This window comes from Virgibacillus necropolis (assembly GCF_002224365.1).
Lineage (GTDB): Bacteria > Bacillota > Bacilli > Bacillales > Amphibacillaceae > Virgibacillus_F > Virgibacillus_F necropolis.
Map to the genome: position 1 here is coordinate 771927 of NZ_CP022437.1, position 24011 is coordinate 795937.

Annotated in this window: 20 protein-coding genes; 19 read left to right on the forward strand and 1 reads right to left on the reverse strand. The window is 38.6% G+C overall.

The genetic code is table 11. The features are described from left to right. Nucleotides 1–7 precede the first annotated feature (7 nt). The 6 genes from CFK40_RS03715 to CFK40_RS03740 all read left to right on the forward strand — a co-directional run bounded on the left by CFK40_RS03715 (nt 8) and on the right by CFK40_RS03740 (nt 10097). Nucleotides 8–2743 (forward strand): alpha-mannosidase, encoded by a 2736-nt coding sequence (locus CFK40_RS03715; RefSeq protein ID WP_089530746.1) that lies wholly within the window; start codon nt 8–10, stop codon nt 2741–2743. Nucleotides 2744–2775: 32 nt separating this feature from the next. Next, on the forward strand, nt 2776–4077 hold the full coding sequence (locus CFK40_RS03720; protein WP_405196568.1) for a glycoside hydrolase family 125 protein: 1302 nt from the start codon (nt 2776–2778) through the stop codon (nt 4075–4077). 32 nt (nt 4078–4109) lie between these two features. Continuing rightward, nucleotides 4110–5132, forward strand: a complete 1023-nt coding sequence (locus CFK40_RS03725; RefSeq protein WP_089530747.1) for an asparaginase — start codon at nt 4110–4112, stop codon at nt 5130–5132. A gap of 60 nt (nt 5133–5192) precedes the next feature. Beyond that, the gene (locus CFK40_RS03730; protein WP_089530748.1) at nt 5193–6230 is read left to right on the forward strand and encodes a family 20 glycosylhydrolase; all 1038 of its coding nucleotides are present in this window, start codon (nt 5193–5195) and stop codon (nt 6228–6230) included. Between the two features lie 241 nt (nt 6231–6471). Beyond that, nucleotides 6472–8592 carry a family 20 glycosylhydrolase gene (locus CFK40_RS03735; protein ID WP_089530749.1) on the forward strand — a complete coding sequence of 707 codons (2121 nt, stop codon included), beginning with the start codon at nt 6472–6474 and terminating at the stop codon, nt 8590–8592. Between the two features lie 131 nt (nt 8593–8723). Next, nucleotides 8724–10097: an alpha-L-fucosidase gene (locus CFK40_RS03740; RefSeq protein WP_089530750.1), complete on the forward strand. Its 1374-nt coding sequence runs from the start codon at nt 8724–8726 to the stop codon at nt 10095–10097. 109 nt (nt 10098–10206) lie between these two features. On the opposite strand, the gene CFK40_RS03745 is transcribed toward CFK40_RS03740, so the two are convergent. After that, on the reverse strand, nt 10207–11223 hold the full coding sequence (locus CFK40_RS03745) for a LacI family DNA-binding transcriptional regulator (RefSeq protein ID WP_089530751.1): 1017 nt from the start codon (nt 11221–11223) through the stop codon (nt 10207–10209). 288 nt (nt 11224–11511) lie between these two features. Between CFK40_RS03745 and CFK40_RS03750 the strand changes: the two genes are divergently transcribed. From CFK40_RS03750 to CFK40_RS03810, 13 genes are all read left to right on the forward strand, one after another. Further along, nucleotides 11512–12270, forward strand: coding sequence for an ROK family protein (locus CFK40_RS03750; protein WP_264371402.1), 759 nt, complete (start codon nt 11512–11514; stop codon nt 12268–12270). 59 nt (nt 12271–12329) lie between these two features. Continuing rightward, entirely contained in the window at nt 12330–13895 is a 1566-nt protein-coding gene (locus tag CFK40_RS03755) for an ABC transporter substrate-binding protein (protein ID WP_089530753.1), read from the forward strand. A 145-nt stretch (nt 13896–14040) separates the two neighbouring features. Next, nucleotides 14041–14961: an ABC transporter permease gene (locus CFK40_RS03760; RefSeq protein WP_089530754.1), complete on the forward strand. Its 921-nt coding sequence runs from the start codon at nt 14041–14043 to the stop codon at nt 14959–14961. Nucleotides 14962–15054: 93 nt separating this feature from the next. Beyond that, the gene (locus tag CFK40_RS03765) at nt 15055–15948 is read left to right on the forward strand and encodes an ABC transporter permease (protein WP_089530755.1); all 894 of its coding nucleotides are present in this window, start codon (nt 15055–15057) and stop codon (nt 15946–15948) included. Between the two features lie 13 nt (nt 15949–15961). Further along, complete coding sequence (locus CFK40_RS03770) at nt 15962–16972, forward strand: ABC transporter ATP-binding protein (RefSeq protein WP_089530756.1); 1011 nt, start codon at nt 15962–15964, stop codon at nt 16970–16972. Continuing rightward, entirely contained in the window at nt 16962–17930 is a 969-nt protein-coding gene (locus tag CFK40_RS03775) for an ABC transporter ATP-binding protein (RefSeq protein ID WP_405196569.1), read from the forward strand. Before CFK40_RS03770 ends, CFK40_RS03775 begins: the two co-directional genes overlap by 11 nt. Before the next feature lie 70 nt (nt 17931–18000). Beyond that, nucleotides 18001–19467, forward strand: a complete 1467-nt coding sequence (locus CFK40_RS03780; RefSeq protein ID WP_089530758.1) for a M81 family metallopeptidase — start codon at nt 18001–18003, stop codon at nt 19465–19467. A 362-nt stretch (nt 19468–19829) separates the two neighbouring features. Further along, on the forward strand, nt 19830–20105 hold the full coding sequence (locus CFK40_RS03785) for a hypothetical protein (protein ID WP_089530759.1): 276 nt from the start codon (nt 19830–19832) through the stop codon (nt 20103–20105). A gap of 445 nt (nt 20106–20550) precedes the next feature. Beyond that, nucleotides 20551–21354, forward strand: coding sequence for an amidohydrolase family protein (locus tag CFK40_RS03790; protein WP_264371403.1), 804 nt, complete (start codon nt 20551–20553; stop codon nt 21352–21354). Nucleotides 21355–21376: 22 nt separating this feature from the next. Beyond that, nucleotides 21377–21577: a hypothetical protein gene (locus CFK40_RS03795; protein ID WP_089530761.1), complete on the forward strand. Its 201-nt coding sequence runs from the start codon at nt 21377–21379 to the stop codon at nt 21575–21577. Then, nucleotides 21574–21960, forward strand: a complete 387-nt coding sequence (gene rbsD, locus CFK40_RS03800) for a D-ribose pyranase (RefSeq protein ID WP_089530762.1) — start codon at nt 21574–21576, stop codon at nt 21958–21960. The genes CFK40_RS03795 and rbsD overlap by 4 nt, the downstream gene beginning before the upstream one ends. A gap of 37 nt (nt 21961–21997) precedes the next feature. Beyond that, nucleotides 21998–23095, forward strand: a complete 1098-nt coding sequence (locus CFK40_RS03805) for a mandelate racemase/muconate lactonizing enzyme family protein (protein WP_161493818.1) — start codon at nt 21998–22000, stop codon at nt 23093–23095. Between the two features lie 19 nt (nt 23096–23114). Beyond that, entirely contained in the window at nt 23115–23996 is an 882-nt protein-coding gene (locus tag CFK40_RS03810) for a fumarylacetoacetate hydrolase family protein (protein ID WP_089530764.1), read from the forward strand. Nucleotides 23997–24011: the final 15 nt, after the last annotated feature.

A 24011-nucleotide genomic window follows, 5' to 3' on the forward strand; every position in this document is an offset into this window, starting at 1 on the left:
GTTAACTTTGGTAGAAAAAAGATCTATACATATTATTTCCCACACCCATTGGGATAGGGAATGGTATTTGCCCTATGAGAAGCATCATGTCCTATTATCAAAATTGATGGATAAGCTACTGGATACTTTGGAAAGGGATCCCAATTATAAAAGTTTTCATCTTGACGGACAAACGATCATTTTGGATGACTATTTGCAAATTCGTCCTGAAATGAAAGAAAGTCTTCAACGGTTTATTAAAGAAGGAAGAATACACATTGGTCCCTGGTATATTTTGCAGGATGAGTTTTTGACGAGTAGTGAAGCGAATATCCGCAATCTTCAATACGGAATGAAAGATGCGTCACAATGGGGAAATGTATCAAAAATCGGTTATTTTCCGGACTCATTTGGAAATATTGGCCAAGCACCACAAATTTTAAGCCAGGCAAGTATCGAACATGCAGTTTTCGGACGGGGTGTGAAACCAACAGGATTTAATAATACAGTTAGTGAGACCGATAATTATGAATCACCATACTCAGAAATGCAGTGGCGCTCACCAGATGGATCGTCTGTTCTAGGTATCCTATTTGCAAATTGGTATTGCAATGGAAACGAAGTACCAACAGATGAATTAGAAGCAAAGAACTACTGGGAACAACATATCACATCGTTAGAAAAATACGCATCAACACCACATATGCTCATGTTGAATGGCTGTGATCATCAGCCTATACAAACAAATTTACCGGAAGCAATTCAAACTGCCGAAAACTTGTATCCGGATATAAAGTTTATCCATTCAAACTTTAATGATTATGTTGACAAACTTTCAACATCAATTCCAAAAGATTTAAAAGTGATTGATGGAGAATTACGAAGCCAGCAAACAGACGGATGGGGAACGCTTGTTAATACAGCATCAGCACGCGTATATATTAAACAAATGAATCAACTTTGTCAGGCTCTTCTTGAGAAGGTGGCTGAACCATTATCTTCATTTGCTTATTTACAAGGGGAAGATTACAACCATCATTTGCTTGAATATGCTTGGAAAACATTGATGCAAAATCATCCACATGACAGTATTTGTGGTTGTAGTGTAGACGAAGTTCACCGTGAAATGGTAACACGTTTTGAAAAAAGTAAACACGTTGCTGAAATGATAATTGATGAAAGTTTGGATTGCATTTCTAAACAAGTTGATACAACGGGATTTGAAAAATGGGGAGAAAATGCGCTTCCATTTACTGTTTATAACACAACGGGGTGGAATCGTACTGGGGTAGTGTCAATTACAATGGATGTCAAAAGAGACTACTTCTCCTCAGGAGTAAATAAAGAAAAATTAAAAGGTTTTCCATTGGAAGACAGAATTTTAATTGATGAAGAAGGTAATGAGTTTAATCATAAAGCCGAAGATTTGGGGATCGCATTTAATTATGATTTACCAGAAGAAAAGTTCCGTCAACCGTACATGGCACGGAGAGTTCGAGTGACTTTTGAAGCTGAAAAGATTCCCGCATTAGGCTTCAAGACATTTGCATTTGTTCCACAAGTTTCACAACAGGATATATCAAAAAAGGTTGCTTCTTTAATTACTAATGAAAACCAAATGGAAAATGACTATTTGAAAATAAAAATTGAATCTAATGGTTCCTTAACCGTAACGGATAAAGCAAGTGGTCGTACTTTTGAAGAACTATGTATATATGAGGATACTGGCGATATCGGAAATGAATACATGTATAAACAACCGAATGGTGAACATGCACGAACAACGAAAGACTTACAAGCAAAGGTGAAGGTAATAGAGGATACGCTATTTCAGGCCAGTTTTGAGATTGTTCATGAATGGGAAATTCCAGCCAGTGCATCAGATTTACTAGATACCGAGCAAAGGGAACTAGTTTGGTTTACAGGTAGAAAAGCTACTCGCGTGGAAGAAAAAGTTCCATTTACGATCAAAACGATTGTTACGTTAGAAAAGAATAGTAAAGGTATTAACGTGGAGACGTCCTATAACAATCAGGCGAAGGATCATCGTCTACGTGCATTGTTTCCTACAGATATTGAGACAAATGTACATCATGCTGATTCAATTTTTGAAGTAGCAAAACGATTGAATGAACCATCAGAAGAATGGACGAACCCAGATAATTCGCAGCATCAACAAGCGTTTGTCGACGTTAGTAATGATAGTGAGGGATTAACCGTTGCTAATCTCGGCTTAAATGAGTACGAAATAGTGCGTGACGGTAGAAACACGATTGCGGTTACGTTATTGCGATCAGTAGGAGAACTAGGTGATTGGGGCTATTTCCCAACTCCTGAAGCGCAATGTTTAGGAGAGCATTCTGTTTCATTCCGGATATATCCTCATGGAGGAAAAAACGAAGTCTACAAAGCATATCAGGATGCGTATCAGTATCAGGTACCATGGTCGATTAAACAAACCGGTCTACATGAAGGAAACTTACCACCAGTTCATTCATTTGTGCAATGGGATTCTACAAATCTAGCACTTTCATCAATGAAAGTTGCTGACAAATCAGGTGATGTGATGATCCGGTGGTTCAATATGGCGGATGATCAGCGTTCTCTTCTAGTGAAACCACCAGCAAATTACAACACTGCTTATAAAAGTAATGTTATCGAAAAAACAGAAGAAGCGCTAAACACAGGCAGTAGAAAGAGCATCCAAGTTCCAGTTCGTAACCATGAAATTGTGACAATTGGGTTTTCGAAAAGTAACCCTTAATAAAAGTAATATAAAAAAGGAGCGCGAGTCAATTGCGGGGACAACTTCCGGTATCAATGAAAACATTAATTGATGAAGTGAAATCTACTTTCTCTGATGATCAAAAAATCCAAGCAATGTTTGAAAATTGCTTTTCGAATACGTATGAAACAACCATTCGACCACAGGATGATGGCACAACATTCGTTATTACTGGCGACATTCCAGCAATGTGGTTAAGAGATTCAGCTGCACAGGTTCGTCCATACCTAATGTTAGCTGAAAACGACACAAAAATGGCGGATCTGATCGAGGGCGTTATTAACAAACAATTTGCCTGCATTATCCATGATTCATATGCTAATGCGTTTAATGAAGAAGCAAACGGAAAAAGATATCATGATGATAAAACGGAAATGACTTCCCTTTTATGGGAACGTAAATATGAAATAGATTCGTTATGTTATCCAATCCAACTTGCCTATTTATTCTGGAAATCAACTGGAAGAACAACTCAGTTTAACCAAGTTTTCCGGGAAGCTGTTACAAAAATAATCGAAACCTGGGAGATAGAACAAAACCATGGGAAGAATTCTAACTATCAGTTTGAAAGGGATAACTGTCCACCACAAGACACCTTATCGCATGATGGAAAAGGAGCACCTGTGGGCTTCACAGGTATGACATGGTCCGGTTTTCGTCCGAGTGATGATGCCTGTGAATACGGTTACTTAATTCCTTCTAATATGTTTGCGGTTGTCGTCCTAAAACAATTAGCAGAAATAGCTGATGAAATTATCGGCGATAAAGAATTAGCAAAAACCGTAGTCGATTTGGCGAACGAAATTGATCAAGGTATTCAAAAGTTCGGCAAAGTAGACCATCCAATGTATGGAACAATTTACGCCTATGAGACAGATGGACTTGGAAATTATAACTTAATGGATGATGCAAATGTTCCTAGTCTTCTTGCATTACCATACATGGGATATTGCAGTATTGATGATCCAATTTATCAAAATACGAGAAAATTTATTCTAAGTGAGGAAAACCCTTATTACTATCACGGAAAGGTTGCTAAAGGGATTGGCAGCCCTCATACGCCTAAAAATTATATATGGCACATTGCTCTTGCTATACAGGGGATGACTGCATCGACTAGCGCTGAGAAAGAAGAAATTCTTGATCTGTTTAAAACCACAGATGCTAATACAAATTGTATGCACGAAGGTTTTCATGTGGATGACCCTGGAAAATTCACGAGACCTTGGTTCTCATGGGCCAATTCGATGTTTAGTGAATTTATATTAAGTCAATGTAATCGAGTTGTAAAAGGTAGTCCATTGGCGAAATAACAAATTTGACGAAATAAAGTAGAGGTGAACATATGAATTATGAAATTCTTGTTAGTGATTATAGAAATGGGATTCTTGAAAATATTCATCCTGGACATATTTGTGGAGTTGACGAATTCGGTAGTGTCAAGTACCAGGTAGGGAATCCAGATCATTTAACTTTTTTAAGGTCAGCTTTAAAACCGATTCAAGCAATTCCAGCAATTGCTAATGGTATTCAAGAACATTTCAAGCTTACGAATAGGGAAACGGCATTAATTGCTGCATCTCATCGCGGAGAGGAATTCCATGTTGATGAGCTCGAGAAGTTACTTGATAAGGTTGGGATACAGGAAGAGGAGTTATTATGCCATCCAACATATCCTCTAAACCCAAGATCAAAGGATAAACTTGCGAAAAACAATCAACCAAATAGAAGGCTGTACCATAATTGTTCTGGTAAGCATTTGGGAATGATCGCACTTGCAAAGATTCTTGGTGTAAGTACGGAGGGTTATTTTAAACCGGATCATCCAGTACAGCAAGAGATTCTCTCTGCTCTCTCCAGTGTTTCCGGATGCAAGGTTGAACATATTCATAGTGGGGTCGATGGATGTGGTGTTCCCGTATATGCACTACCACTAAGGTATATTGCGAATACCTATTTACGGTTTGCCAGACCAGAGCTTATTGAAGACCGTTTCATTCGGCGGGCAGTATTTCAGATTACATCCATGATGAATGAAAATCCGGATATAATTTCTGGTACGGACACAATTTGTACGAGTTTGTTAATGGATGGCAATATTGTCGCAAAAGGGGGAGCGCAAGGTGTTTATTGTTTCGGTTTGGATGAGGAGAAGATGGGATTTTCATTAAAAGTTATAGATGGATCTGAAGAGCAATGGCCGATAATTGTCGCAAGTATACTAGAACAAATCAACTATAAAAATAAGGACACTATTCAAAGGCTATATCAATTGACTGAGAAAGATATATATAACGACAACAATAAGCTTGTAGGCAATAAAGAAGCTAGTTTTAAACTAAATGGAATTACCTCAGGAACTCTCTAATTAATAGTAGAAACGAATAAGTATAGATTACTAAATTTGAAGAAATGGGAGTGTATTTAAGTGAATGTAACAGAACCTGTACGTGCATTCCATTTAAGATTCGGGTCACACGACCTGGTTGAGCCATTAAAGGAATTTATTGAGAAGGTATTGGCACCAAAAGGAATTAACCATTTACTGTTGGAATGTAATACGTCCTTTGTGTTTAATTCACATCCAGAAGTCACTGGAGGAACATTAACAAAGCAGGATGCGAGAGAATTGGCATTAGTATGTAAAAACAACGGAATCAGGCTAATACCATTATTCCAATGCCTAGGCCACCAGGGCTGGGGCGGGTCTCGGAATTCTATACTGAAAGCATACCCTGAATTTGATGAAACACCACATGTGCCACTGGATGCGGAGTGGCCAGAAATTTTCTGTAGAAGCTGGTGTCCAGAGCATCCGGATGTTAATCAGCTTATATTTGATCTAATGGATGAGCTGATTGATGCTTTTGAGACTGATGCATTTCATGTAGGCATGGACGAAGTATTTGAAATAGCAAGTGATAAGTGTCCAAGGTGTAAAGGAAAGGATAGGGCGGATTTATTCGCAAAAGTTGTTAATGAAATGTACGAACACTTGGTCAAAAAGCGTGGTCTTGAAATGTTTATGTGGGCAGATCGACTAAATGATAGTGAAAAAATGGGTTACGATGAGTGGGATGGGGATACCTTTGGAACATTTAAAGCAATTGATTCCATTCCTAAGGACATTATTATGATTGATTGGCATTACGATAAATTGGATGCATATCCCTCGATTGGAAACTTTATTGAAAAAGGCTTTACCGTCATTCCTGCTTGTTGGTTTAAAACAGATGCAGCAGTAGATCTTTTAGAGGAAAGCAATCGGCAGGCGAAGGAACTTGGGGCAGAAGGTAAAATGCCTGGAATGGTAATGACCTCGTGGAATGGCTGGAACAAGGAGTCATTTAAAAAATTTGTTAATATGCCACCAAATGAGTTTGGTCGTAATGAAAAATTAGAAGAGCTAAATGAATTATATCGAACAGTAGACGTAATTACGGAAAAATTAAAGAGTAAAGGGTAGGTTTATTTTGGTCTACCGTATTATGACTATAAAACCCGGCCTCGCCCATTCACCTGCTATAAGGTTGTTGGACAAAAAGTAACAGCGGGTCTATCAACTGGACCCGTCTGTTCATCAGCCAACCACGATTACTTTATAAGTAAAAAAATAACTTAGTAATCCAATATGTTGGAAATTGTTTTACATAAGGATATAGGGTTCAGGTATAACACCTACTATTGACATAGAGGAGAGAGACATATTGCAAAAAAACGTTAATGGACGAGAGCAAGAGGTTCTTTTAGATGACAGCCGATGGGTGTTGGTATGGAACGAAAATTTTGATTCAGGAAAGCTTGAGACTGGTACGTATTACAATGCTGACGTTGTAGAGCAAGAGGCTGAGGGAAGCTATACCGCTAGAGTAGGAAGAGTGCATCCAGGTGATTATGATTCTCCGATGAAGGGCACTAGCATTGACCGCGGTTCTATCACTTTAACTGTTAAGGGACTTGTGCCGAATACGAAATACAACTTAACAGCCCAGGCATGTATAGAAGGTGAAAATAGTAAACTATGGGTGGGCGCTGTGGACCTTGAAAACGAAAAATATCATATCGTTAAGGATGTCCATGAAGAGGTGACATCTAAATCATGGACATATATATCATTAAATCTTACAACTGGACCACGTACTACCGAAGTAGCTTTTTATTGTCTTTTGGAAGGTCAACCGGGACTTGGTTACCTCAAAGACATGAACGTTTTTAAACTAGATAGTGTTGGTAACGAAAACAATCAGAATTGGGAACGATTTGGATCCAAACCAGAAAGTAAAGAAAATGAATTTCCGCTTACTATACCGGCCATCCAGAAGTTTATTTATAACCCTAATGTAGGGAAGTGGTTCCCGAAGGATAAAGGTCGCATTATTATCGATAAAGGCTACCAAAGTCAACTTGCTGATGATGCAAAACTTTTCCTTGCCGAATTTAATACGGATGATTCAATAAAATCCAACTACATAATTGAAAACTGCAGTTCTAAAGATGCTAGACCAGGAGATATTGTTTTTACCATCGGGGAGATCAAAGATTCTAATATGTTGGAGCCAGCTAATTCTATCAGAAAGGAAAATTATCGGATAGAAATAGATGAAAATGTACTCACAATTACAAGCCCTACCAATACAGGGGTGTTTTACGGTACGCGCACAATCTTGCAGGCTCTTAGATTGCAGAACTGGTTACCAGGCGGAACGGTAATTGACTGGCCAAATGATAGGTTTAGGGGACTACAAGTTGATACAGGCCGTCGCCACTTCACCATCGATTGGCTAAAACAACAAATTCGTGACCTTGCATGGACAAAAATGAATATTATGCACCTCAGAATGAAGGATGATCAGGGACTTAGGGTTGAATCTGATGTGGCCCCTGAGTTAGTTGCACCCGAACACTATAGTAAAAAGGAGATAAGGGAGCTAGTTGAGTTTGCTGCACGGTACCATGTAACCTTATTGCCTGAAATTGATACTCCTGGACATTCGGCGATGGATGTTAGGGTCTACCCTGATTACGGGCTCAGGTTAAAAGATGGTTCTGTAGCATCCGTGTTAGATTACACGAAGTGGGAAGTCAGAGAATATGTAAAAAAACTAGTTCTAGAAATTTCCGACCTTTTTCAGTCCCCATATTTCCATCTGGGAGGAGACGAATATGAGAATAGTGCGGAGGTTGCTCCTCACTTAGCAGATTGGGCAAAAGAACAACTTGTCCCCGAAGCTACTTGGTACGACGGGTACGAATTTTACTTAAATCAGCTCGCCGAACCTCTAATAGAAAAAGGAGTAAGACCATGGATTTGGGTGGATATGATAGATCCCGGAGAAGGGGTAATGGACTTAGACACAAATTTCATTATTGACTACTGGGCAAAGTGGGATCGAGCACCACTTGCACCAGAATTTCACAAAGCAGGTTATGAAACCGTCAATAAAAACTCGGATTGGATGTATTACGACCTTTGGCCTGACAAAATTGGTAGTGACGATCCTAGAAGACATCCAGAAAATGTATACGAGGTTTGGGAGTCAGACGGTTATATGAAGAAGGCTGGATGGGGTGCGGCGGTAACTAGACCCAAAGATGACCATACAATTTATCTAAATCAAAAGGCTGAAAAGCATTCAGGTGCGATGTTTGCAATCTGGGATGATGCCCACGGTTGGCCGGCCGAAAAGTGGGTTACAAAAGGAATGTTACCACGAATTAGAGCATTTTCGCAAAAGGTGTGGGGATCCCCAAAAAGTGCTTATACTTATGCGGAATTTGATCCCTTCATTTGTTGGATCGGCTACTCCCCTGATGAACCATTATATTAGTAATAGGATGGGGTTGGGTGTCATGAAAAAAGTTGATCGGAACATTATTGATGGTGGTTATTCATCCGACCATTATCCTGTGATGGCTGAGTTGACCATATAAACTTCATAATATTGAGAGGGTTGATAGTGTGGCAAAAGAGTCGAAAGAGCAAACCATAGAGCGTGGTGTACATAATTATAGCGTGGAGGAAGATTGGGTCAAACCGGAAGATCCACTGATTTTGGAGCGCCTTGATTGGTTTCAAGATCAAAAACTTGCATTGATGATGCATTGGGGTCCCTACTCACAGCTTGGTGTAGTGGAATCATGGGCTTTAAGTGATGGAGATGCCGAATGGTCACGAGAAGGCATTGACTGGGAAGAAGATGGAGAAGAGTTGAAGCGACAATATTTCAACCTTAATAAAACGTTTAACCCGATTCGTTTTCAGCCTGAAGTGTGGGCTGATCTGGCAGCTAAGGGTGGGTTTAAATATTTGATTTTCACGACAAAACATCATGATGGCTTTAGTATGTGGAACACCAAAGAGACTGATTATAGTATTACGGGATCAGAGTGTCCTTTTCACACACACAAGTATGCTGACGTATGTAAACACCTTTTCGATGCTTTCCGTGACAAAGGTCTAGGGATAGCAACCTATTTTTCAAAAGCTGATTGGAATACTCCTTATTATTGGGCTTCTGGTATGAAACGTGGAAAGAATATGTGGAGAGGGCCTTCTTATGATCCAGAGGAATACCCTTGGTTATGGGACAAGTTTGTGCAATTTACACATAATCAAATTATGGAACTGATGTCGAACTATGGTCGGATTGATGTTTTGTGGCTAGATGCAGGTTGGGTAGGCAAAAGAAAGCAAGATATCCGCCTGGGAGAAGTGGTAGAAAAAGCACGCGTGAAACAGCCTGGATTAATTTCAGCTGATCGTACCGTGGGTGGGGCATATGAAAACTATGTTACTCCTGAACAGACGATTCCAGACCATCCATTAAATGTACCATGGGAAAGTTGTATCACGATGGGTACCTCCTTCTCCTTCAAATATGAGGATAAATATAAATCCATACGTGAAATTGTTCATACGTTGATCGAAGTAGTTTCAAAAGGTGGTAATCTTGCTCTAAATGTTGCACCTCAACCAGATGGACGCTTACCCGAGGGAGCTATTGTAAGGATGAAGGAGCTTGGAGCTTGGTTGAATGCTTATGGTGAGGCAATTTACGGGACACGTATTTGTGCACCTTACTTCACAGAAGACTTTGCCTTTACACGAAAAGACAAAATAACCTATTGTTTCCGTTTGTATCAGAATGAAAATAGCGACAATCAAGATAGATATATTACTATTCCTTACCATGAAAAGGTACATAGAGTAGATATGATAGGCGGTGAAGAAAACCTTGATTATAGCCAAGTAGATGGTGGTTTGTCTATAAAGGTGCCAAGGTCGGATACAAATGAAAAAGCACCAATTGCCAATGTGTTTCGATTAATTTAGACAAAACCAATTCCTAAATACCAGGTGCTTGTACAAGGGAATGTATAAATCTGATAAAAATCTTGCCTAAATATATTTAGGCAAGGACTTTATCATTCGCATAAAATTTCTAAATATGAGCCGATGCCGATGAATTTCTTACAATTAATTTAGATGGCAGTACAATTTTCCTGAAGTCTGGAGGGGCGGTTTTTTCAATTCTTTCAATGAGCATTTGTGCTCCTGTGAAACCAAAATGATACGCTGGTTGCGCTACAACTGTTAAAAAAGGGTTTAGGTCAATGGAAGGATCCAAGTCGTCAAAGCAGACTACTGAGATATCTTCTGGAACGCGAATATTCTGTTTCCGAAGTTCCTTAATTGTATTAATCGCAATGAAGTTATTAGCTGCAAAAATTGCTGTTGGTCGTTTTTCTAATTGAACAGACAATAACTTTGATAGGTCAGAGTTTGTATCCTTGTTCTTATAATTACTTTGGAGGATAAGTTCTTCATGAACTGGTAAATTATATGTCCTTAATGTTTCCATATATGCTTTCTGCCGTTCGCGTGCTGTTGAAACATCTAGAGGGCCATTGATAATTGCTATTTTTCGATGCCCTTTATCAATAAGATGCTCTAGTATTTTCCGTGTTCCTTCTTGGCTATCCCCATGTACTGAATCACACTCGATTCCATCAATTTTACGATCAAGTAAAATAAACGGGATATTATACTTATTTAATGTTCGCAAGTTCTTTTTTGATTTATCTTGGGATGGGGTAATAAGTACACCGTCTACCCCGGTTGAAACCAGCATATTTATGTAATCTGACTCCTTGTTTATATCTTCATCAGTGTTACATAATAAAAGGCTATACCCCATCTGTTTTGCTTTATCTTCTGCTCCACGTGCTACTTTTGTAAAAAAGGGGTTAGTTATATCAGTTATAACAAGAGATAAAATTTTGGATTTCTTTGAAGTTAAATACCGCGCGGAAGTATTAGGAATATAGTTCAGCTCATGAATAGCATCCTCCACTTTTGTTCGTGTGGCTTCACTTACTTTACCCGATTTATTTATAACTCTTGAAACAGTCATGGGAGATACATTCGCTTTTGTGGCGATGTCGTATATTGTAACCATAGACAACTTCCTTTCTATATACTTTTCATTATAAAGTAAATTTAATATGTCACCAACTATTTCAGACAGTTAAAAGCTTTATTAAATGTTTAAATAGATGTACAGGTTTTATTTTTCAAAAGATTTGTAATTGACAATAAAATAGTTTGGTGGTATTTTAATGGTATCGGTAACATTGAGGGGGTTTTACCAGTCAAAATAAACACATGAAAATCAGATCGATAGGATAAAATCACAGGCGTTTGTGTAGGGTTTCCAGGTCTTATTAATCATAAAGATGGAAACGTTATCAAATCCTCACAGCTAGTTTGGGAAGATGTTCCGTTACTCCGAATATTGGAAGAACAATTGGCGTTTTCTGTCTTGATAGATAATGAGCTGAATCTTAGAGCTTACGCTGAAGGGTTTTTACCAAAAATAAAACATCATTCAATGGCCGTGATTGGTTTTGGAAGTGGTGTTGGGTCAGCATTGATGATAGGAGATCAAATCCACAAAGGATATTTGAATTCTGCCGGAGAAATTGGTCATACAATTGTTGATACAAATGGGATCTTATGTACTTGTGGTAACTTTGGGTGTTTGCAAACTTATATTGCAGAAAGTTTTTTGGTTCAAGAAGCTTCCAAAAAATCTAATGCACAAAGCTTGCATAAGATTATTTCTGCCACTGAAAAAGGGTATAAGTGGGCGGAGAATATTTTGAGTCGTGCAATTACTTATGCTTCAATAACAGTGAATAGCTGTGTTTGCATGTACAATCCGGAAAGGGTGATTTTAACAGGTGAAATGATTGAACAATTCCTACATGTACGCGATCGCATTTTGCAAGAGTCAAGAAATAAAATATGGTCTCCATTAAGCGATTCAACAAGTATTGAAGTATCGCAACTTGGAGAAAAAGGCGTTGTTTTGGGAGCCAGTATGTATTCGCAAAGGGAATATATCAATCATTTAAGCACCGAAAAAGGTTGGTTTAATAGAATAACGCCTATTTCGGGATTTCAGAAGTCGCGTAATAGGATTGTTGGGGGTATGATGTTTTAGGATTTTACGTTGTCGTAAAAAAGAAGGTTCAATTTGTAAAAACAGGAGGAATTCATTTTATGAAAAAATTCATTGCAAATTTCAGTGCTTTTGTTCTTGTTATGATGCTGTTGTCTGCCTGTACGACCGGGGATAATTCAGCTACGAATGGTACGGGAAATACAGATAGTCAAAATCACGATGGTGTGACAGTGGGGTATCATGAAAATGTCCAAACGTTAGATCCTCATGACTCGAGTTCTGGTATTGATATTAGTGTGTTAAATACCATGTATGAGTCATTGCTTACTCCGAACCAAGATGGTGAATTGGAACCGCTTTTGGCTACGGAATATAAAATTAGTGACGATGGTTTGACATATACGTTTGAACTAAAAAAAGGGGTTAAGTTCACCGATGGTACAACATTTAATGCAAAGGCTGTGAAGGCGAATATCAAACGTATTTTGGATTCAGATGGATCGTTGAATTCTTATAGAGACTTAAAAGGAATCAAGAATGTGAAGGTGACTGGTGATTATGAGATTAAGATCACTTTGAAAGAAGTGAATAGTCAATTTTTAAGCAAAATTGGTACGAAAAATTTCGCAAGTCCTAAAACCCTTGATAGTGCCAATTATGCCAAGGCGTCCACTGGAACAGGACCCTTCAAGTTGAAAGAATGGAATCATGGCGCTTCAGTCGTTGTTGTAAAGAATGAAGATTATTGGAAAGATGAGCACCCGAAAGTTGATAAAATTACTTTCAAGCCCATTCCGGAAAACGGTTCCCGTGTAGCTATGCTCAAAACAGGCGAATTGGATGTGATGTACCCCGTCCCTGTTAACGATGTGAAAGATTTGCAAAAAGCTGATGGGATCAAAGTAGATCTATATGAATCAACTTATGTGAACTATACAACAGTTAATACAAGCAAAGAGGAATTCAGCAGTAAAAAAGTGAGAAAAGCCATGAATTATGCGATCAATAAAGATGCATATATTAAGGTTGTCAAAAATGGTTTTGCCAAGAAAGCCACATCGCCGCTTCCAAAGACCAATGTGAATTTCACGTCTCAAGAACTATATACGCATAACATTGAAAAGGCAAAACAATTAATGAAAGAAGCAGGCTATGCAGATGGGTTTTCCGCTACAATTTGGGGAAGTAATTCTAGTAAAGATAAAAAAGGTATGCAGTTTATCAAACAACAGTTGAAAAAAATTAATATTGATGTCAAGATCAAACAATTTGAACGGGGTACCTTATCAGAAAAAATCAATAAACCTAAAACCCCGGAAGATTCTCAAGTGCAAATGTGGTATGTGGGTTGGTCATCGACGCCTAGGGATACAGATAATGCGCTCAATCCTCTGTTTAGCACAAGTGCATTCCCACCAAATGGTGCCAATACGGCATATTACAGTAATCCAAAAGTTGATGAGCTGATTAATGGTGCACTTAATTCGAAAACAAAAGAAGAAAAACAAAAGAAATATGATAAAGTACAAAAGATCCTTTGGGATGATGCGCCATGGTTGTTTTTAGCAACTGATGTACAGCAAATTGCAATGAATGAAAATTTGACGGGCGTATGGAGATCGGCAGACGGGAACTTGTATATTAAAAATGTTGCCTGGAAGTAAGAATCTTTGATCTGAAGGTGCGCTAGCGAATACCTAGCGCACCTCTCATCCAGGAGGCTTTAGGTATACGATGTTATATGAGTCTCCCAACTGATGAAGCAAGGTAGGTTGTCTTATCGTACGTACTTAAAAGGGGGGAGAAAATATGGGCAAATATATCATCAAGAGGTTGTTAGGGCTTATTCCTCTTCTTATTGCTGTTACATTTTTGATATTCTTATTCGTTCATTTTATCCCAGGTGATCCTGCTCGATTGATGGCTGGAAAAGATGCAACCGTGCATGAGGTTCAAGCCATTCGTGCAGAACTTGGGCTGAATAAACCTTTGGTAGAACAATATTTGGTGTATATGAACGATCTTTTACACGGTGATTTGGGTTATTCATTAAGGTCAGATGTAACCGTTACAGAATTATTTAGTGAACGGTTTATCCCTTCAATGATTCTATCTCTATTGAGTATAGGGTGGGCAGTTGTTATTGGGATTTTAATGGGTGTGGTTTCTGCTGTGTTTAGAGGAAAATGGCCGGATTATTTTGGAACGGTGACAGCAATATCAGGTATATCTGTTCCGAACTTTTGGCTGGGATTAGTCATGATTCAGCTATTTGCTGTTGTATTAGGAGTTCTGCCAGCTGGTGGCATTGAATCTTGGACCGGCTATATTTTACCGGCTATTTCATTGGGTGCGGGGATTATGGCAATGATCACACGATTTACAAGGTCATCTCTTGTACAAACATTACAAAATGATTTTATCCGTACTGCTCGTTCAAGAGGGATGAATGAAAAAACAGTCGTTTTTGGTCATGCGCTCAAAAATTCTTTGATTACGGTTCTCACCATTGCAGGTCTTCAATTTGGATATCTTTTAGGTGGATCTATTGTTGTAGAAGCTGTGTTTAGTTTTCCTGGAATGGGAAGATTGTTGATTGATTCGATACAGTTTCGTGATTATCCTGTGGTGCAATCGCTTTTATTAATTTTTTCTTTAGAATTTATACTTGTTAATTTTCTTGTTGATATTTTATATGGCTTTTTGAACCCAAAAATTCGCTACCAATAATAATGATTTGTTGTTTACGTGTGTTCATTGGCGAATCAAAGGCGGCATTGGGCTGCGTTACGTATATACTGATCTCACAAATGGGGGATAACAATGTTAGAAGTAGAAATGACTGTGGACGATACACAAGACCTAAATAAGAAAAAAGATTCAAGTTTTCGGAAGATTTTTCGTTCATTTAAAAAAAATAAATTAGCTTTATATTCATTTGTCTTTCTCTGTTTTTTGTTACTTGTTGTAATTTTTAGTCCGTGGATTGCACCTTATAACCCACAAACTGTAAATTATAATCATATCTTAGAAGGTCCTTCATGGAGCCATTTGGCTGGGACGGATCAATTCGGAAAAGATGTTTTGAGCAGATTGATTTATGGGGCAAGAATCTCGCTTGGCGTCGCTGTGGCATCCGTATTGTTAGGGGCATTTGCTGGAACGATTTTAGGTTTGCTAAGTGGTTTCATGGGAAAATGGATTGATCGTATCATTATGAGAGCATGTGATATCCTGTTTGCGTTTCCTGATCTGGTTCTTGCAATTGGTATGGTTGCGATTTTAGGTTCTGGTTTGAAAAATGTGATTATTGCGATTGCCTTTTTCTCAACGCCTTCTTTTGCACGCATTGTTCGTGGTGAGACGTTGGAGATCAAAGAGCGATTATTTGTCGAAGCTGAGAGATCCATCGGTGTGAAAAAGGGAAGAATCCTTTTTAAGCACGTCTTTCCACACACAATCTCCACCATCATTGTATATATCACCATGAGTGTCGGTGGTGCGATTATCTCAACAGCGAGTTTAAGCTTCCTTGGATTGGGAGCTCCAGCATCTTCTCCTGAATGGGGTGCTATGATCAGTGCATCAAGAGATTACATTGGTGATGCATTTCACCTTATCTTTTTCCCAGGGTTTGCCGTGTTTATCACAGTTTTGGCGTTGAACTTGTTCGGGGATGGATTACGTGATGCGTTAGATCCAAAAACAAGGGATTAAAGGGGATGGTACCATGTCATATTTGTTAGAAGTTAATAATCTCAAAGTTGGCTTTACTTTAGATAATCATACGACACAGGTTGTTCGCGGTGTGAGCTTTGAGGTTAACAAAGGTGAGATTGTTGGGATTGTAGGTGAATCCGGCTGCGGAAAAAGCGTTACATCACTTTCGATGATGCGTCTCTTAAAAGGCACATCTGGAAAAATCCAGGAAGGTGAAATATGGTTCAACGATCGGAATTTGCTTCATCTCACGGAAAAAGAAATGCGTCATATTCGTGGGAACAACGTGTCGATGATTTTCCAAGATCCCATGACCTCGCTGAATCCAGTTCTAAAAATAGGCAAACAATTAACGCAAGGGATCAGATTACATTTGAACTATAGTAAAAGTCGAGCAAAGGAATATGCCATTGAGATGTTGAAATCAGTCGGCATCCCCAGGTCCGAAAGTATCATGAATGAATATCCTCATCAACTATCTGGTGGAATGTGTCAAAGGGTTATGATTGCTATGGCTATGTCTTGTAAACCAGAATTACTGATAGCAGATGAGCCAACGACGGCCCTTGATGTCACGATCCAAGCACAGATTCTAGAACTTATGAAACAATTGCGTGACGAGAATGATACGACGATTTTAATGATTACCCATGATTTGGGGGTCGTCTCAGAAATCTGTGATCGTGTTATCGTGATGTATGCTGGTACTGTGATTGAAGAAGGAAAAACAAAAGAAGTATTCAATGATCCGAAACATCCATATACAGAAGGATTAATCCAATCTATGCCAAAAATTGGAGAGGAACAATCAAGACTTTATGCAATCCCTGGACAAGTGCCGGATCATGCTCATATGCCGAAGGGGTGTAAGTTTGCCCCGCGTTGTCCATATGTGATGGATCTTTGCAAAGAAAAGGAACCATCATTAGTGACAGAAGCAGATTCCAGACAACATAGATGTTGGTTGTTCCAGGGAGAAGGCATTCAGGATGGCAAAGGGAGTGAGAAGGTTGACGTCTGATACGGTATTAGAAATCACAAATTTAAAAAAGTACTTTCCGATATCAAAAGGGATCTTTGCCAAAAAAGTACATGTCAAAGCCATAGATGATGTTTCTTTTTCGATTCGAAAAGGAGAAACAGCGAGTATCGTTGGAGAATCAGGCTGCGGAAAATCGACTTTGGCAAGGTTAGTGAATGGATTGATCGAAGCGGATGAGGGGAAGATTGTGTTCAAAGATAAAGATCTTACACATGAGAAGGAAAATGTGTGGCGTTCTTATCGACAACCGATGCAGATGATTTTTCAGGACCCTTATGCGTCTCTAAGTCCGAAGATAAAAGTGAAAGATTTAGTAGGTGAACCATTAAAGGTCCATCGTCCAACGATGTCAAAGACGGAACGACTTCAGTTAGTCGAAGAGACATTGGATATATGTGGGATTGGTCGTCATCATCTTAACAAATATCCTCATCAATTCAGTGGGGGTCAACGCCAGCGGATAGGGATTTCACGTGCATTGGTGTTACATCCTGAATTGATGATTTTAGATGAAGCAGTTTCTGCACTCGATGTATCGGTACAAGCACAAATTTTGAATTTGTTGAGGGATTTGCAAGAAAGATTTGATTTGACATATTTTTTTATCTCACATGACTTAAGTGTCGTTGAACATATTAGTGACACAATCATAGTGATGTATCTCGGAAATATTGTAGAAATTGCAGATAAGCAAACACTTTTTCACGATCCAAAGCATCCGTATACAAAGGCATTGCTTTCATCTATCCCACAGACGCATCCAAAGAATCAAAGGGAGAAAATTGTGCTGCAAGGAGAAATTCCCAATGCAGCGGAACCACCAAGTGGTTGTAAGTTTCATACACGTTGCCCAATGGCCATGGATATTTGCAAAAAGGTTCGCCCCGAAATGCAGACCATAGAGGATGCTTCACAGGTAGCATGTCATTTGTATTAAATGCTGAAATGATTTTTAAAAATAGAAGATTCATAAGTTGAGTCATGAAAAAAAGTAAGGAGGCATCATCATGAAAGTACTTATCGGACATTTTAATTCAGAATCCAATGAATGGTCTTATCAAAATATGGCATTTGAAAATTTCGTCTTCAAGCATGGTGAAGAATGTATTGATGTCATGAATGTGCGCGATATTTTTGAAAATCAAGGCATCGAAGTTGTTCCAAGCCTTTATGCCAATGGACATCCGGGTGGACTCATCAAGAAAGATGCTTTTGATTTTATCCTGCAACGGTTCACGACAAAAGTGAAAGAATATCTTGCTGAAATTGATGGGATTTATTTGTATTTACATGGCGCGAGCAAAGTAGTGGATTTAGAAGGTGATTCTGCAGAACACAACATTCTATTCGAAATTCGCAAAATCACAGGACCTTATATGCCAATTGCCATTTGTATGGATCCGCACGGCAATCTGTCACAAGACTTTGCTGAAAACGCGACCATTATTCGAACTTATCGTCATTCTCCACATACAGATACAGTCGAGACACGTCGACAGGTTGCGGGAATGTTGGCTGACCTGCTACAAAACAGACGGAAGATGACACCGGTGTACCGCAAGATTCCCATCATGATCGGAGGAGAAAGATCAGTTTCGACAGATGAGCCGGTTGCATCAATCAATCAATACTTAGATGAGCTCGAATCTGATCCTCGTATATTGTCTGCTTCGTTTCATGTAGGATATTTGGAACATGATGGAGACAAATGTGGCTGTTCTGCGATTGTCGTACCCAATGATGACAAATATACTGCATATGCGAATGAAGTCGCTGACAAACTATATGATTTTATATTAGCTCGTCGATTCCAATTTCATTATCATGGGATTGTCGATTATCCTGATGAAGCTTTAGATCGTGCGCTTCGATATGATGGGCGTCCTGTATTTCTAACTGATTCAGGTGATAATTGCGGTGCTGGTGGAGATGGCTATAGCAACTATATTTTGAGACAACTGATGGAAAAGGATGATTATTATGATAAAAACATCTTGGTTGCGGGTGTCATAGATAAATATAGTTATCAAGAGCTTTATGATAAAAAAGTAGGAGACCATGTTGATTTTCATTTTGGTATGGGACTAGATGAATTAAATAAGTCCATTCATCTGACGGGAGAAATTGTTGCCAGAGGTATGGTGAATAACAAATTTGAAATTAATTCTCATATGGCAGAAGCCATCACCGTAAAAATCGACGGAAAACCCATCAGTTTGGTGGTAGAGGGCGAACCATTGAGTTATACAGACTTACATCAATTCAAAGATTCCAATCTGAATGTCAATGATTATGATCTTTTTGTTGTCAAACAAGGATATATCTCCCCTGATTTCAAAGACATTTCACCGTTTTGTATCATGTCATTGACGAATGGACCAACAGATCAAGAAATGGAACAAATTCGTTCTTACAAAAGAATTATGCGCCCTATGTTCCCGTACGATGAGTTGGATTATCGCGTAGAGGAATAGAAAAGTTTTAGTGTAATGGGATAGACATAAATTTGGCATCTCCTTTTTTAATAAACATAGCCAATCTTTTATTGCATGGTGATAGACGATAAGTCATCTAAGCCTTTTATCATGGGGACACAGTGAAAAAGCCGCTTTTTCCGCTGGTCCCTATCTATCCCTACATCTCTCCACTAATGAATTTCGCAATGAACTGTACCCATAAAAAATTCCACCAAGGTTGTTTGAAACTGACCATTTTGATCCCGGGGATCCGCCAAATCATCAATGTGACCGTATTTGGGTGTTTTGGCACATCCCCTCGAAAAAACAGTACTACGAAGACTAAGAGCATTTAAAGTACTCTAAGAAGAAAAGTTGTAATGAAAAGCTACTGTGAATACCTGATATTTATTACTACTAGAGGTGTGGTTCGTACCCACGAGAATGCCTTTCGTTATTTCGGGGGAGGAATTCCAGACGAGATTGTTTATGATCAGGATGAACTGATTCTCGTCAGTGAAGATAGTGGGGATTTAATCCTAACACGCGAATTCCAGACTTATAAAGAAGACAGAAATTTGACTATAAAATGTGTAGGAAAGCTGATCAACAGAGCAAGGCGAAATAGAAAAGGTTATCAAGTATATCAAATATAACTTTGCGAAAGACAAGTTATATTACGGGCTTGATGCATGGAATGAAGCAGGCTGAGACTGGTTACAGCGTACTGGTAATTACAAAATGCATCATACAACAAAAAAGGGACCGGTAGAAGTGTTTACCCTCGAAAAGTAACACTGCGACCAATCTCCCAGCGTATCGTCCAATGATGACCATTATGAATCAAGTATTACAAGAGCCATCCATAAGGAAATGTTATTTGGTTTGATTAAAGTATTTCTGGAATCGTGGTAATAATCATGCTTGTCAAAATGGATTCCTTTATGCACAAAACATATTTTTTATTTCTGACTTTTGTACAGTCAATCTTTCAAAATAATTGTAATTGACAAAATGTGTGTTTGATGATAATTTCATGATACCGATAACATCAAGGGGGTTAAATACATCAAAATTGATGCTCACCAACATTTCTGGAAAATCACTCGTCAAGATTATGGTTGGTTAACAGAGGAACAAGCTATACTATATCGTGATTATTTGCCGCACGATTTAGAACCACTTATAAGGCAACACGGAATTGACAGGACAATTGTCGTTCAAGCTGCTCCTACTATAGAAGAAACAGAGTTCTTATTGGAATTATATAGTAAATATGACTTTATCGCGGGAGTAGTCGGTTGGCTGGATTTGGAATCGCCTTCATTCAAGGACGATTATCATCGTCTGAGGGAACAAGTTGGATTTGTTGGTATTAGACCTATGTTGCATGACTTGAATGATGATAGATGGATAGTACGCCAGGAAGTGATGAAGAATATCGAATTACTTGTCTCTGATGACTTTCCATTAGATCTATTAATCTATCCTCGTCATCTGCCAGTTGTTTTAGAGTTGCTCGAACAATTTCCACAACTAAGAGCTGTTATAAATCATGCTGCAAAGCCTGCTATTAAAAATGTAATCACACCGTTTTGGATAGAAAATATGAATAAGATAGCATCCTATGAAAATGTCATGTGTAAAATATCAGGTTTAATCACAGAAGCGGACCACCAAAATTGGAAGCATGAAGATTTTAGACCCTTTATTCAGCATCTTGTCCACGTATTTGGAATCGACAGGCTCATGTTTGGAAGTGATTGGCCAGTTTGCTTGCTAGCCGGAAGCTATCAAAACGTATATGAATTATTCCAAAACTCATTATTGCAAGATTTATCTGAGAAAGAATACATCAAAATAATTGGTGAAAACGCAAGCGAATTTTATAGATTAAACCTTTAGTTATTGATAGGGAAGTGGTTGGATGAAATGGGAATACCTGGTAACCGTTGATGATGGTAATATTTCGGAGTTAGGTATACAAGGATGGGAACTGGTTAGTGTAGCACAGAAAAATAACGAGATGAAACTTTATTTTAAAAGACCCGTACAAAGCCTAAGTGTTCGTATTACAAGTGAACAACGAAAGGCAGTTTTTAAAGACTTTTTGGAGGGTGCGGAATGAAAAAAGCAGGAATTCTTCATCCAGAAATGTCCCATCTGGTGGCAAGCCTGGGACATACAGACTATGTAGTATTGGGAGACAAAGGTTATCCTGTTCCGGATCATACAAAACGGATTGACCTAGGAATTACGGAAGACTTGCCGACTGTTTTACAAGTGCTCAAAGTAATTGAAACAGAATTCACGATTGATAGAATGATTGTTACAGAGGAAATGCTAGATATTAGCCCAGAACGATATAAAGTTCTACAACAATCATACCCTAATATTTTATTTGAAAAGGTAACTCATCAAGAATTCAAAGAACTGACGAATCATTCAAAAGGAATTATTAAAACCGGTGATACATGTCCATACGCAAATATGATTATTGTGTCAGGATAACGTTTTTACATACTAAAAAATGAAGGATTTGATAGGAATGAAGATTACAAACGTAGAAACCTATTTACTTGATGTGCCGTTAAGACAGAGAGCAATTACTGATTCACAAACAAAACTCGACTCGGTAGAATTTGTGGCTGTACGTTTAGACACGGATGATGGAATCAGTGGTTGGGGATTTAACTGGAATTATACAAAGGGGACCCGTGCTGTTCAGGCAATTATCGATGATACCTACGCCGAAAAATTAATGGGTAAGGATCCACTCATGTATAAAAATGTACTCCGTGAACTACATTATACGAACCATTTTATTGGTCAAGTCGGTATTACACGTGTTGCGTTATGCGCGGTCGAGCTCGCATTGTGGGATATTAAATTAAAGGTTGCTAACATGCCGCTATGGAAGTACTTAGGTCCTGTTAAGGATAAAGTGAAAGCGTATAACACAGACGGTGGATGGCTTGAGGTGACGACAGATGAGTTAGTTAAAGATATGACTGCGCTTGTTGAACGTGGCTTTGATGCAGTTAAAATGAAGATTGGTTTGCCCAATCCACGTGAAGACTATGAACGAGTGAAGGCAGTCCGAAAAGCAATTGGTGATGATATTAAATTGATGGTCGATGCAAATACAGTTTGGGATTTGAAAACATCAATCGTTTGGGGAAGAAAGCTTGAAGAATTTGATATCTACTGGCTTGAAGAGCCGATGAATCCGTTTGACAAAAAGTCTCATGCTGAGCTTGCAAGCAGGCTGGATGTACCGATTGCTATCGGAGAAACCGTTTATACTAAATATGATTTCCGTGATTACATTGAAATGGGTGGGGTTAGCATTGTTCAAGCAGATGCCACAAAGCTTTCAGGCATTGATGAATGGTTAGATGTTGCGGCATTAGCAAGATGCTACAATTTGGAAGTCATTCCACATACGAACGTACAACAGAAGTTACATGTCCAATTAGCAGCTGCTACATCTAATGTCCCTATGGTTGAATATTGCTATGAATCTATTATCGATATATGGGAAAACCCGATAAAAGTAGAAAATGGTTATTATTCATTACCAGAGGAGCCAGGACTCGGTTGTAAGCTAACTGATAAGATTTTAACAGAATGTAGAATTGGATAAATAGAAAGGTGGCGTTTATATGAAATTAGTAACATTTACGAAAAATGATCAGGATTTTGTTGGTACAGTAATCGATAACAAGGTGATTAACTTAAACCATTTACTAGCTGATCCATCGCTTACAATGATGGATCTTGTAGAACACGGGCTAGGCTATATTAAAAAGATTGAGGATAAGCTTGCGGATAATGACCAGGAGTTTGCCATGAACCTCGATGAAGTAGTATTGAAGGCGCCATTGCCGAATCCAGGTAAAGTTGTTTGTGTTGGGCTAAATTATATGGACCATTGCCGTGAACAAAATGTTGAACCACCTAAGGCACCATTAATTTTTTCCAAGTGGTCAAGTTGTGTTATTGGAAATGGAGAAAATGTCATCCTACCTTCTGAGTCTACACAAGTTGATTATGAAGCGGAATTGGGAGTTGTTATTGGCAAGGAAGGAAAAAACATTGCGGAGGATAACGTATTTGACCATATTTTCGGATACGTAATCGTCAATGATATTAGCGCAAGAGATGTTCAATTTGCTGATGGGCAGTGGGCACGTGGAAAATCCTATGACACATTCGCACCTTGTGGTCCATACCTTGTAACTGCTGACGAGATTAGTGACCCTCAGAATCTATCAATTCGTTGTACAGTAAATGGCAACGTTCTCCAAGATTCAAATACGGCAGAAATGATTTTTACAATTAAAGAGGTTATTGCATATCTATCAAAAGGATTTACTTTCGAGTCTGGTGATTTATTATCAACAGGCACGCCGCATGGAGTCGGAGTTTTCAGGGATCCTCAAGTGTTCCTTAATGATGGCGATGAGGTGATTGTCGAGATTGAAGGTTTAGGGATTTTAAGAAATAAATGTGCTCGCGAAACAGAAGGATCAGACGTTAAATAGAGTAAGGAGTGAAAA

Coding starts and splice junctions, on each gene's coding strand:
- CFK40_RS03765 (WP_089530755.1), top strand. CDS start 15,055: ATGTTAGAAGTAGAAATGACTGTGGACGATACACAAGACCTAAATAAG.
- CFK40_RS03810 (WP_089530764.1), top strand. CDS start 23,115: ATGAAATTAGTAACATTTACGAAAAATGATCAGGATTTTGTTGGTACA.
- CFK40_RS03805 (WP_161493818.1), top strand. CDS start 21,998: ATGAAGATTACAAACGTAGAAACCTATTTACTTGATGTGCCGTTAAGA.
- CFK40_RS03795 (WP_089530761.1), top strand. CDS start 21,377: ATGAAATGGGAATACCTGGTAACCGTTGATGATGGTAATATTTCGGAG.
- CFK40_RS03745 (WP_089530751.1), bottom strand. CDS start 11,223: ATGGTTACAATATACGACATCGCCACAAAAGCGAATGTATCTCCCATG.
- rbsD (WP_089530762.1), top strand. CDS start 21,574: ATGAAAAAAGCAGGAATTCTTCATCCAGAAATGTCCCATCTGGTGGCA.
- CFK40_RS03770 (WP_089530756.1), top strand. CDS start 15,962: ATGTCATATTTGTTAGAAGTTAATAATCTCAAAGTTGGCTTTACTTTA.
- CFK40_RS03780 (WP_089530758.1), top strand. CDS start 18,001: ATGAAAGTACTTATCGGACATTTTAATTCAGAATCCAATGAATGGTCT.
- CFK40_RS03760 (WP_089530754.1), top strand. CDS start 14,041: ATGGGCAAATATATCATCAAGAGGTTGTTAGGGCTTATTCCTCTTCTT.
- CFK40_RS03755 (WP_089530753.1), top strand. CDS start 12,330: ATGAAAAAATTCATTGCAAATTTCAGTGCTTTTGTTCTTGTTATGATG.
- CFK40_RS03785 (WP_089530759.1), top strand. CDS start 19,830: ATGAAAAGCTACTGTGAATACCTGATATTTATTACTACTAGAGGTGTG.
- CFK40_RS03725 (WP_089530747.1), top strand. CDS start 4,110: ATGAATTATGAAATTCTTGTTAGTGATTATAGAAATGGGATTCTTGAA.